The sequence below is a fragment of the Amycolatopsis rifamycinica genome (assembly GCF_000695625.1).
GTDB lineage: Bacteria > Actinomycetota > Actinomycetes > Mycobacteriales > Pseudonocardiaceae > Amycolatopsis > Amycolatopsis rifamycinica.
The window spans coordinates 242,359-253,630 of the sequence record NZ_JMQI01000011.1 but is presented as its reverse complement, the minus strand read 5'-3'; the positions used below and the strand labels follow the sequence as shown (position 1 = coordinate 253,630).

11 protein-coding genes are annotated in these 11,272 nt (G+C 71.5%); 5 read left to right on the top strand and 6 right to left on the bottom strand.

Features of this window, described 5'->3' with window-relative positions; translation table 11 throughout:
• Window positions 1–4: 4 nt before the first annotated feature.
• Together DV20_RS05985 and DV20_RS05980 are read right to left on the bottom strand one after the other, a co-directional pair.
• Entirely contained in the window at window positions 5–502 is a 498-nt protein-coding gene (locus DV20_RS05985) for a DUF3830 family protein (RefSeq protein WP_003079597.1), read from the bottom strand.
• Between the two features lie 2 nt (window positions 503–504).
• The gene (locus DV20_RS05980) at window positions 505–1,761 is read right to left on the bottom strand and encodes an aspartate aminotransferase family protein (RefSeq protein WP_043777010.1); all 1,257 of its coding nucleotides are present in this window, start codon (window positions 1,759–1,761) and stop codon (window positions 505–507) included.
• A gap of 91 nt (window positions 1,762–1,852) precedes the next feature.
• Here DV20_RS05980 and DV20_RS05975 point away from each other — a divergent pair, with 91 nt between their 5' ends.
• The 3 genes from DV20_RS05975 (at window position 1,853) to DV20_RS05965 (ending at window position 4,897) form a co-directional block, all read left to right on the top strand.
• Entirely contained in the window at window positions 1,853–3,316 is a 1,464-nt protein-coding gene (locus tag DV20_RS05975) for an NAD-dependent succinate-semialdehyde dehydrogenase (protein ID WP_043777008.1), read from the top strand.
• Window positions 3,313–4,371 (top strand): tartrate dehydrogenase, encoded by a 1,059-nt coding sequence (locus DV20_RS05970; RefSeq protein ID WP_043777006.1) that lies wholly within the window; start codon window positions 3,313–3,315, stop codon window positions 4,369–4,371. Before DV20_RS05975 ends, DV20_RS05970 begins: the two co-directional genes overlap by 4 nt.
• A 61-nt stretch (window positions 4,372–4,432) precedes the next feature.
• Window positions 4,433–4,897 carry a DUF4262 domain-containing protein gene (locus DV20_RS05965; protein WP_043777005.1) on the top strand — a complete coding sequence of 155 codons (465 nt, stop codon included), beginning with the start codon at window positions 4,433–4,435 and terminating at the stop codon, window positions 4,895–4,897.
• Between the two features lie 283 nt (window positions 4,898–5,180).
• Here DV20_RS05965 and DV20_RS05960 read toward each other — a convergent pair whose 3' ends face one another.
• The 3 genes from DV20_RS05960 to DV20_RS05950 all read right to left on the bottom strand — a co-directional run bounded on the left by DV20_RS05960 (window position 5,181) and on the right by DV20_RS05950 (window position 7,450).
• Window positions 5,181–5,900: a GntR family transcriptional regulator gene (locus tag DV20_RS05960; protein WP_043777004.1), complete on the bottom strand. Its 720-nt coding sequence runs from the start codon at window positions 5,898–5,900 to the stop codon at window positions 5,181–5,183.
• A gap of 1 nt (window position 5,901) precedes the next feature.
• Window positions 5,902–6,648, bottom strand: coding sequence for a maleate cis-trans isomerase family protein (locus DV20_RS05955; protein WP_043777002.1), 747 nt, complete (start codon window positions 6,646–6,648; stop codon window positions 5,902–5,904).
• Between the two features lie 61 nt (window positions 6,649–6,709).
• A complete protein-coding gene (locus DV20_RS05950; protein ID WP_043777001.1) occupies window positions 6,710–7,450 on the bottom strand; it encodes a maleate cis-trans isomerase family protein in 741 nt (246 codons plus the stop codon).
• Window positions 7,451–7,550: 100 nt separating this feature from the next.
• On the opposite strand from DV20_RS05950, the gene DV20_RS05945 reads away from it, so the two are divergent.
• The gene (locus DV20_RS05945) at window positions 7,551–8,549 is read left to right on the top strand and encodes a D-2-hydroxyacid dehydrogenase (RefSeq protein WP_043776999.1); all 999 of its coding nucleotides are present in this window, start codon (window positions 7,551–7,553) and stop codon (window positions 8,547–8,549) included.
• Window positions 8,546–9,928 carry an amidase gene (locus DV20_RS05940; RefSeq protein WP_043776997.1) on the top strand — a complete coding sequence of 461 codons (1,383 nt, stop codon included), beginning with the start codon at window positions 8,546–8,548 and terminating at the stop codon, window positions 9,926–9,928. Before DV20_RS05945 ends, DV20_RS05940 begins: the two co-directional genes overlap by 4 nt.
• Before the next feature lie 10 nt (window positions 9,929–9,938).
• Here the strand turns inward: DV20_RS05940 and DV20_RS05935 are convergent, their stop codons facing one another.
• A complete protein-coding gene (locus tag DV20_RS05935; protein WP_043776994.1) occupies window positions 9,939–11,162 on the bottom strand; it encodes an MFS transporter in 1,224 nt (407 codons plus the stop codon).
• Window positions 11,163–11,272: the final 110 nt, after the last annotated feature.

Below are 11,272 nucleotides of genomic sequence, written 5' to 3'. Positions count from 1 at the left end.
GGAATCAGGCGCGCGCGAACGAGAGCGTCTCGCCCTCGACGCCCCGCAGCCAAAGGTCCTGCGCGGCCGCCGCCATCTCGGCCAGGCCCTCCTCGATCGTGGCGAACACGTTGCCGGGCACCCAGCCCGCGTCGCCGTTGATCAGCAGGTTGTTGCGCCCGTAGAAGATCGCCAGGTCGGTCGCGCCCTGGTCGCTGTGCGCCTCGCTGCCTTCGTCGTAGCCGTAGGCCGGGTTGCCGATTTCCCAGGCCTCGAAGCCGAAGTAGACGACGTCGCCGGGAATCGGCGTGATCGTCGGGTTCTCCCGGCCCGGCTTGGGTTCGGCGAAGGGCGGCACGAGCGTGTAGACCTCGTTGCGCGCGTATTTCGCGTGATAGGCGGAACCGCTCTGCGGCAACGCGTCCCAGACCGCCTTGCAGGTCCGCGGGGCCTCGTCGTCGAGCAGCCGCGCGCGGCAGGAGACCCCGCGCTTGTCGAGGGTGATCGTGATGTACCGGGCCATGATCAGCTCCCCGTGACCGAATCGACGACGTCTCCCCAGATCCGCAGCGCGTCGTCGACCTGCTCGGCGGTGACGACCAACGGCGGCACCATGCGGACGACGTTCATGTACGGCCCGCAGGTGAGCAGCAGCAGCCCGTTCTTCGACGCCGCCTGCTGCGCGGCCTGCGCGGTGGCCGTGTCCGGTTCGCCGTCGGGGGTGGTGAACTCCGAGCCGACCAGCAGGCCGAGCCCGCGCACCTCGCCGATCGACGGCGTCTTGTCGGCGATCACCCGCGCGCCCTCCAGGAGCTGGCGGCCGCGCTCGGCGGCGTTCTCGACCAGGTTCTCCTGCTGGATGACCTCGAGGGTCGCGATCGCCGCCGCGCACGAAACGGCGTTGCCGCCGTACGTCCCGCCCTGCGACCCCGGGAACGCCTTCGCCATCAGCTCCTGCGAAGCGGCGATGCCGGACAGCGGGAAGCCGCTCGCCAGGCCCTTCGCGATGAGCACGACGTCGGGGGAGACGTCGAAGTGGTCGTGGCCCCAGAACTTCCCGGTGCGGCCGAACCCGGTTTGGATCTCGTCGACGACCAGCAGGATGCCGTGCCGGTCCGCGCGCTCGCGCAGCCCGGCCAGGAACTCGGTGTTGGCCGGGACGTAGCCGCCTTCGCCGAGCACCGGCTCGACGAAGAACGCGGCGGTCTCGTTCGGCGCGCAGACGGTCTGGAACAGGTAGTCCAGCTCGCGCAGGGCGAACTTCGTCGCCGTCCGCTCGTCCCAGCCGTAGTGGTAGGCGTACGGGAACGGGGCCACGTGCACGCCCGCCATCAGCGGGCCGATGCCGGCGCTGAACCGCGTCCCGGACGTCGTCATGCTCGCCGCCGCCACGGTCCGGCCGTGGAAGCCGCCCTGGAAGACGATGACGTTCGGGCGTTTCGTCGCCTGCCGCGAAAGCCGCAGCGCCGCTTCGACGGCTTCGCTGCCCGAGTTCGCGTAGAAGAGGGAGTCGAGCCCGCTCGGCAGGACGCCGCCGAGGCGCTCGGTCAGTTCGAGGAGCGGCTTGTGCATGACCGTCGTGTACTGGCCGTGGACGAGCTTGCCGATCTGCTCCCGCGCGGCCCGCACGACGTGGGGGTGGCAGTGCCCGGTGCTCGTGACGCCGATGCCGGCGGTGAAGTCGAGGTGGCGTTTGCCCTCGACGTCGTAGAGGTAAACCCCTTCACCGTGGTCGACCACGACGGGCGTTGCCTGCTTGAGCAGCGGAGAGAGCTGAGCCACAGCGTGCTCCTCGGTCGGTCCGATCAGGTTGTCGATTGTTGACAATATCCATAGCATGGCCGTGGGGACAACACGTGAGGAGCAAGTCGGGATGAGCGCGAGCACCGAGTCCGGCGTCGTCGAGGCGGTCGGCAAGGAACTGTTCATCGGCGGCAAGTGGGTCGCCGCCCAGGACGGGAAGACCTTCCCGGTGGTCGATCCGGCCACCGGCAAGGAACTCTGCCACGTCGCCGACGCCTCGCCGTCGGACGGCGTCGCGGCGCTGGACGCCGCCGTCGCGGCCCAGGCGGACTTCGCGAAGATGGCCCCCCGCGAGCGCGGCGAGATCCTCCGCCGCGCCTACGAACTGCTGATGCAGCGCCAGGAAGAGCTGGCACTGCTGATGACCCTCGAGATGGGCAAGCCGCTCGCCGAGTCCAAGGGCGAAATCGCCTACGCCGCGGAGTTCTTCCGCTGGTTCGCCGAAGAGGCCGTCCGCATCGGCGGCGGCTACGCGACCGCCCCGAACGGCGCGGGCCGGTTCCTGATCACCAAGCAGCCGGTCGGGCCGACGCTGCTGATCACGCCGTGGAACTTCCCGATGGCGATGGGCACGCGCAAGATCGGCCCGGCGATCGCCGCGGGCTGCACGTCGGTGATCAAGCCCGCCGCGCAGACGCCGCTGTCGATGCTCGCGCTGGCCGGCATCCTGGCCGAGGCGGGCCTGCCCGAAGGCGTGCTCAACGTCGTCACGACCAGCGACTCCGGCGGCGTGATGGAGCCGCTGATCCGGGACGGCCGCGCCCGCAAGCTGTCCTTCACCGGCTCCACCGGGGTCGGCCGCAAGCTGCTCGAGCAGTGCGCCGACAAGGTCCTGCGCACGTCGATGGAACTGGGTGGCAACGCGCCGTTCCTGGTCTTCGACGACGCCGACATGGACGCGGCCATCGAGGGCGCGATGCAGGCGAAGATGCGCAACATCGGCGAGGCGTGCACCGCGGCGAACCGGTTCTACGTGCAGCGCGGCGTCGTCGAGGAGTTCGCCCGGCGGCTGACCGAGCGCATGCAGGCCCTGCCGGTGGGCCGCGGCACCGAGAAGGACGTCGTGGTCGGCCCGCTGATCGACCAGAACGCCGTCGACAAGGTGACCGAGCTGGTCAAGGACGCCACCGACCGCGGCGCCAAGGTGCTCACCGGCGGCTCGGAGGTCGACGGGCCGGGCCACTTCTACCCGGCCACCGTGCTCACCGACGTCCCGCAGGAGGCGCGGCTGACGCACGAGGAGATCTTCGGGCCGGTCGCCCCGATCACGCCGTTCGACACCGAGGAAGAGGCCGTGGCGAAGGCCAACGACACCGAGTTCGGGCTCGTTTCCTACGTCTTCACCAGCGATCTCAAGCGCGCGCTGCGGGTCTCGGAGGCTCTGGAGGCCGGGATGATCGGGCTCAACCAGGGCATCGTGTCGAACCCGGCGGCGCCGTTCGGCGGGATCAAGCAGTCCGGGCTCGGCCGCGAGGGTGGCTCGGTCGGCATCGACGAGTTCCTGGAGACCAAGTACATCGCGGTGGCCCTGTGACGAGCTACCGCGTCGCGAGCATCCCCGGCGACGGGATCGGCGTGGACGTCACGGTCGAGGCCCGCAAGGTCCTCGACCGGGCGTCCGCGCTGTTCGGGTTCTCCCTGGAGTGGACGGAATTCGACTGGAGCTGCGAGCGGTACGCCCGGGTCGGCGCGATGATGCCGGACGACGGGGTCGCGCAGCTCTCGGCCTTCGACGGGATCCTGCTCGGCGCGGTCGGCTTCCCCGGCGTCCCGGACCACGTTTCCCTGTGGGGCCTGCTGATCCCGCTGCGGCGGGCGTTCCAGCAGTACGTCAACCTGCGGCCGGTGCGGCTGCTGCCGGGGACGACGTCCGTGCTGGCCGGGCGGAAGGCCGAGGAGCTGGAGCTGGTCATCGTCCGCGAGAACTCCGAAGGGGAGTACTCGGCGATCGGCGGACGGCACAACGCCGGCCGTCCGGACGAGTTCGTGCTGCAGGAGTCGGTGTTCACGCGGGTCGGCGTCACCCGGATCATCCGGTACGCGTTCGAACTGGCCCGGACGCGGTCCTCGTGGGTCTGTTCGGCGACGAAGTCCAACGGGCTGATCCACTCGATGCCGTTCTGGGACGAGATCTTCGCCGAGGTCGCGGCGGAGTTTCCGGATGTCCACAGTGAACAGATGCACGTGGATGCCCTGGCGGCGCGGATGGTCCAAGCACCGGACCGGCTTGACGTCGTGGTGGCGTCGAACCTCTTCGGCGACATCCTGAGCGACCTCGCGGCCGCGATCACCGGCGGGCTCGGCATGGCACCGTCCGGCAACATCAACCCATCGGGTGAATTCCCGTCGATGTTCGAGGCGGTCCACGGGAGCGCTCCGGACATCGCGGGGCAGGGGATCGCCAACCCCGTGGCGCAGATCCTGGCCGCCGCGATGCTGGTCGAACACCTGGGCGAAACCGTTGCGGCGCAGGCGATCCGCGCCGCAGTGGACCGGGTGCTCGACGAGGGCCGGGTCCGCACGCCCGACCTCGGCGGCACGGATACCACAGAACGGCTCGGCACGGCGGTGGCCGAAGCGCTGGGCTGAGTTTTTGTCGGTGCCCTCCGGCACGGTGGACCACGAGCCCACCGAGGGGGAGGAGACACCGATGTGCTTCGAGTGTGAGAACCGGGACAGATCCGGTTTCCTGGACCGGCTTCGCGGCGGCGTGGCCGCCCGGGGCTGGCTGGTGCAGGGAGTGGAGAGAACCGGGCCGTACCCGTCCTGGGCCTACACGATCGGCCTGAGCGGGTACGGCTTGCCGGAGCTGGTCGTGACCGGCCTGCCGATCCTCGCGGCCGGCACCCTGCTGAACGCCATGGCCGCCCACGTCCTGCACGATTCACCACCAGGGCCGGGCGACCGCATCCCGCTGGACGACGGCCGCCTGCTGGAAGTCGTGGAGCTCGCGGAGCCGTCGGCCCACCTGGTGTTCGCGGCCGCGCTGTACGGCCCGGAAATCCGTGCGCTGCAAGTGGTCCACGCGGACGCCAAGGGCCGCTTCCCCTGGTCCCCCGACTACCGCGACGGCCGAGCCGGCCAGCCCGTCCTGGGACCCCGCCATGCCCACTGACCCCACCCACCCCCACGAGAAGCCCACCCAGTCACGCGAGATGCCCCTCCAGTCACGCGAGATGCCCGCCCAGTCACGCGAGATGCCCGCCCAGTCACGCAAGTCCCAGCCCCGGCCGGGCGTGTCGTCCGCCCGGGTACGCGTGTCGTCCCTCCGGGTACGCGTGTCGTCCGCCTGGGTACGCGTGTCGTCCGGCGGGGTGCGCGTGTCGACCCTTGAATCACGCGAGTCGGCTGCCCAATCACGCGAGTCGGCCCCGCAAGCACGTGTGCCGACCCTCCGGTCACACGGTTCCCGGCACCGGTGGTGCTTCCCCGTCCTTCAGGCTCGTGCCCGGCGCGAGCCGCTGCACGGCGTCCTCCATGTGGGCCTCCAGCAGGGTCAGCGCCGTCTCCTCGTCGCCCTCGCGCAGGGCCTGGATCAGCTTCGTGTGCTCCTCTACGCGCTCCTCGACCCGCTGGTACGTGCTCTGCAACGCCGTCAGGCACATCCGCGTCTCGATGAGCAGCGTCCGGGCCATCCGCACCAGGCGCTTGCTCCCTGAGGCGTTGATCAGCGCCTCGTGGAACTTCAGGTCGGCCGTGGAGAGCGCGCTCGGGTCGTCTTCGCTCGCCGCGGTCGCCATCTCGGCGACGGTCTGCTCGAGCACGTGCGCGATCCGCTCGCGGTCGCCGCCGCGCAGGGCGCGCAGCATGGCGGCGCGCTCGATCGCGGACCGGGCCGCGTAGATGTCGTAGACGTCGCCCGGCTCGAGGTCGATGACGAACAGCCCGCGGTGTCTTTCACTCCGCAGCAGCCCTTCGGACACCAGGTGCTGCATGGCTTCCCGGAGCGGCCCCCGTGACACCTGGAACCGCGCGGCCAGCTCGGTCTCGCCGAGCTGGGTCCCGGGCGGGAGGGCGCCCGTCATGATCGCGTCACGCAGCTGGCGCGCGATCACGGCGGCCGTCGACTCGCGGCTCACCGGTTCGATCTCGGGCAGCATGCCCGGCGGCAGCGCCATCTCAAGCGCTCCCGCCCGGCAGGTGCCGGAAGAGTGCGCCGAGCGAGCGGACGAGCCGGTGCTGCCCGGTCAGGCGCAGGCCCTCCCAGACCGTGACCTGGTTGGCCGTCAGCACGGGCTTGCCGAGCGCGGCCTCCACGGCGTTGATCTCGCCGAGGGTGCGCATGGCGGTGTCCGGCACGAGCACCGCCTCGGCGCCCGGGTGGTCGTGGCCGACGGCGAGCTCGACGACGGCCTCCGGGCTCATCGCGCCCACCTCGGCCGCCGTGACGATGTCGGCGCTGGCCATCGAGACCACCTCGATGCCGCCGGCTCCGAGGAAGTCCACGAACAGCCGGGCGATGTCGTCGGGGTAGCTGGCCGCGACGGCGACCCGCTTGACGCCCAGCGCCCGCGCGGCGTGCACGAACGCGAAGGAGGTGCTGGAAGCCGGGACCCCGGCGACGGCGGCGAGGCGGTCGGCCTGGTCGCGGGCGCCCTCCCAGCCGTAGACGAAGCTGCCGCTGGTGCACGCCCAGATGACCGCGGCGGGCTCGTGCTTGGCGAGGAGGGCGGCGCCGTCGGCGAGGCGGGCTTCGCTGCCGAGGTCCAGCAGCTCGGCCACCGCGTGCTTGTCGGTGCCGTAGATGTGCTCGACCGCCAGCCGGATGTCGCCCTCGTCGACGGCCGTGCCGCCGAGCAGCTGCTCGGCCAGCGGGTAGTCGTCTTCGGCCGCGTGGTCGGGGTAGATGAAACCGATGGTGGTCACGGAACCTCCGGAGGGGACGCAAATTGTCGACAATCCTAGAGGGCAGGTCAAGGGAACACCGTCACGACACGGCACGGAGCCACCTTCCGGGTCCGACGATGGGGAGGTTCATCCGGCGCAGGCACGCCCACATCGTCAGCTGGTTGGCGGTGAGCACCGGTTTGCCGAGCGCGGTTTCGAGGGGTTCGATCAGGTCGTAGGTGGGGAGGTTGGTGCAGCTGACGAAGATCGCTTCGGCGTCGCCGTGGTCGGCGGCGAGGATGCGCTCGGCGATGGTCCGGTAGCTGACCTTCCAGATGCCGCCGCCCAGGCCGAGGTGGTCGCTGGCCACGGTGGCCACGTCCAGCTCGGCGAGGAAGTCGTGCAGGGCGCGGGTCAGGTCGGCGTCGTACGGCGTGAGCACCGAGACGCGGTGGAGGTCGAGCTGGTGGAGCACTTCGGCCAGCGCGCCCGAGGTGGTGACGGCGTCCGGTGCGCCGGCGTCGCAGATCGCCTTGGTCAGCGAGCGCTCGTAGTCGACGCCGTTGACGAAGCTGCCCGACGTGCAGAGGTAGGCGACGACCTCGGGCTCGACGTGCAGCACGTCGCGGGTGGCGCCGGCCAGGTGGTGGCTGTCGCTGACGAGGCGGGCCATCTCCATGCTGACCGGCACGGGCTCGTACGGCGTGCGGGCGAGGTGGAGGGACACCTCCATCGGCACCCAGCGCCAGAGCTCGCGCTCGAGCGCGAGGTCGAAGGGGGCGATGACGCCGATGCCGCGTTGCGCCAGCGGGCCCTCGAACGCGAGGAAGTCGAAATCCAAGGCTCAGCCTCCGGAGTACGTCTGTGTCCGACAGTCCGGTGCTCCGGGGGTCGTTCCTCGGATTGTTGACAATCATACGAGTGACTTTTACCGTGTCAACGTGATCGCCTCGGAACCCCGGGAAGCTCCCGTCCTGGCCGTGCTCTGCGGCGAGTCCCGCCCACCGGACATGCGTGCTGTCGAATCCAGGGCGGTCGTGCGTTACACGGACGCGGCGGGCCTGTCCGAAGCGTTGTCCGGAGCGGACGCCCTCTTCGTCTACGACTTCCTCTCCACGGCGGTGCCCGGCGCGTGGCACGCGGCCGACCGGCTGCGCTGGCTGCACATCGCCAGCGCGGGGGTCGACCCCGTGCTGTTCCCCGGTCTGCGCGAGAGCGACGTGGTCCTGACCAACTCGCGAGGCGTCTTCGACGACGCCATCGCGGAGTACGTGCTGGGCGTCGTCCTCGCCTTCGCGAAGGACTTCGCGCGCTCGCACGACCTGCAACGCGAAGGCCGCTGGCTGCACCGCGAAAGCGAGCGGATCGCCGGGCGCGAGGTGCTGGTCGTCGGCACCGGGCCGATCGGCCGGGCCATCGCGCGGCTGCTGCGCGCGGCCGGGATGCGGGTGAGCGGCGCCGGCCGCCGGGAGCGCACCGGCGATCCGGACTTCGGCGTGGTGCACGAGTCCGCGCGGCTCACCGAGGTCCTGCCGCACGCCGACTACGTCGTCGCGGTCGCGCCCTTGACCGAGCACACGAAGGGCATGTTCGACGCGCGTGCGTTCGCCGCGATGAAGCCGTCGGCGCGGTTCGTCAACGTGGGCCGGGGCGAGCTGGTGGTCACCTCGGACTTGGTGGAAGCGCTGACCACGAAGACCATCGCCGGGGCCGCGCTCGACGTCTTCGACACCGAGCCGCTGCCCGCCGAAAGCCCGCTGTGGACGCTGCCGGACGTGCTGATCTCGCCGCACATGTCCGGGGACTTCGTCGGCTGGCGGCACACGCTGGTCGAGGTGTTCACCGAAAACTTCCGCCGCTGGCGCGCTGGGGAGCCGCTGCGCAATGTCGTCGACAAGACGCTCGGCTACGTGCCGTCGGGGAACCAGGGAGCCGGATGAACGACAGGATGCTGACCGCCAGCGAGCTCGTCGCCGCCTACGCGACCGGCGAGGTTTCGCCGGTCGAGGCGACGCAGAGCGCGTTGCAGGCCATCGAAGCCCGGGACGGCGAGTGCAACGCCTTCTGCCTCGTCGACGCCGACCGCGCGCTGGAGCAGGCCAAGGCGTCCGAGGCCCGCTGGCGGGACGGCAACCCGATCGGGTGGCTCGACGGCGTGCCGTCGTCGATCAAGGACATGTTCCTCACCCAGGGCTGGCCGACCGTCCGGGGCTCGAAGAGCATCGACCCGGACCAGCCGTGGGACGTCGACAGCCCGGTCGCCGCGCGGATGCGCGAGGCCGGGCTGGTGCTGCTGGGCAAGACGACCACGCCGGAGATCGGCTGGAAGGGCGTCACCGACAGCCCGCTGTGCGGCATCACGCGCAACCCGGCCGACCCGTCGAAGACGGCCGGCGGGTCCAGCGGTGGCAGCGCCGCCGCCGTCGCGGCCGGGATGGGCGAACTCTCGGTCGGCACGGACGGCGGTGGCTCGGTGCGGATCCCGGCGTCGTTCTGCGGCATCGTCGGGCTGAAGCCGACCCACGGCCGGATCCCGCTGTACCCGGCGAGCCCGTTCGGCCCGCTCTCGCACGCCGGCCCGATGGCGCGGTCGGTGGACGACACCGCGCTGCTGCTGGACGTGCTGTCGCTGCCCGACCACCGCGACCCGGCCGCGCTGGCGCCGCCGGTGGGGTCGTTCCGCGAGGCAGTCAGGCGGGACGTGCGCGGGCTGATCGCCGCGTTCTCGCCGACGCTCGGCTACGTCGACGTCGATCCGGAGGTGGCCGCGATCGTCGCGGAGGCCGTCCGCGCGCTGGGCGACGCCGGCCTGCACGTCGAGGAGACCGATCCCGGGTTCGCCGACCCGAAGCCGGCGTTCGACGTCCTCTGGTCGTCGGGCGCGGCGAAGCTGCTGGACTCGTTCCCGCCCGGATCCGAGAGCCGCACCGACCCCGGCCTGCGCCGCGTCTGGGAACTCGGCCGGAAGTGGACGGCGAGCGACTACCTCGACGCGACCGCCGAGCGTGCCGCGCTGGGCATCCTCATGGGCGAGTTCCACACGCGCTACGACGTGCTGATCACGCCGACCATCCCGATCGCGGCGTTCGAGGCCCGGCACGACGTGCCGCCGGGCAGCGGGCTGAGCGAGTGGCCGGAGTGGACGCCGTTCACGTATCCGTTCAACATGACCCAGCAGCCGGCGATCAGCGTGCCGGCCGGGCGCACGTCGGCGGGGCTGCCGGTCGGCCTGCAGATCGTCGGGCCGCGGCACTCCGACGACCTCGTGCTGGCGGTGGCGAAGCTGCTGGAGGAAGTGCGGCCCTGGGCGCCCTCCTGACGGCCCGGCGTCAGCCCGGGCCGACCGGCGCCCGCCGGACGAGCCCGCGCACTTGCGCGCTGCACAGCACCAGCGCGGTCGCCCCGACGATCAGGGCCGCGCCACCCAGCAGCGTCGCGGTGCGGCCGGCGTGTTCGGCCAGCGGGCCCGCGCTGATCTGGCCGAGCGGCATGGCGACGAACGAGCCGAGCATGTCGTAGGAGTAGACGCGGGCGAGCTTGTCCGGCGGGATGTTCTCCTGCAGCGACACGTCCCACGCGACGGCGAACTGCTCGATCGCGACGCCCGAGAGGAACATCGCGGCCAGCAGCGGCAGCAGGTACGGCGTCTGGCCGAGGGCCAGCATCGGGAGCGCGTCGACCATGATCAGCGCGACGCCGAACAGCAGCATCCGCCGCGGTTGCCAGTGGGCGGCGAGGACGCCGCCGAGCAGTGCGCCGGCGGTCTGCACGGCCAGGGCGAGCCCCCAGCCGGTGCGGCCGAAGGTGTCGTCGGCGACGAGCGGGCCGATCACTCGCAGCGCGCCCGCGTTGACGGCGTTGACGATCATGAACTGCAGCACCACGAGCCACACCCACGACCGCGAACGGAACTCCCGCCAGCCCTCGGCGAGCTCGGCGAGCGGACGGCGGCCGGGCACGCGTTCGCCGCCGGGCAACCGGATCCGCCGGTAGGCCAGCGCGGCGGCGAGGAACAGCAGCGAGTTCGCGGCGAGCGCCCACCCGGACCCGGCGAAGGCGACGAGCACCCCGGCCAGCCCGGCCCCGGCGATCCGGCCGGTGTTGGAGAGCAGCCGGACCAGGGCGTTCGCCTGGGCGAGCAGGGCGGGGGGAACGGTCGACGGCGTGAGCGAGGCGGCGGCGGGCAGCGAGATGGCGGAGACGGCGCCGTTGACGAGCCCGAGCCCGGCCAGCAGCGGAACGGACGCGAATCCACAGAGGACACTCACGGCCACGGCGGCCTGCGTGAGCGCGGCGGCGGTCTCGGTGCCCTGCAGGATGACAGACCGCGGCAGCCGATCGGCCAGCATCCCGCCGAACAGCAGCAGAAGCACGTTGGCGATCGACCGGGCCCCCACGACGATCCCGAGATCGACGGCGGAGCCGGTGAGATCGACCACGGCGAAGGCGAGGGCGAAGGGAGCGACGGCGTTCCCGAAGTCGGCCAGCGTGCGGCCGGTGACCAGGGCGCGGAACCGGGCTTCCCGCAAGGGGGCGAGGAGCGGAGCGGTCACGGGAGGTCCTCCAACCTTGCCCACGGCTCCAGGTTACCCACGGCTCCGCGTCCGTCAACGACGCCGCGTGCGAGGACACCGTCCTCGGCGGGTCGATCCGGGGTTCATCG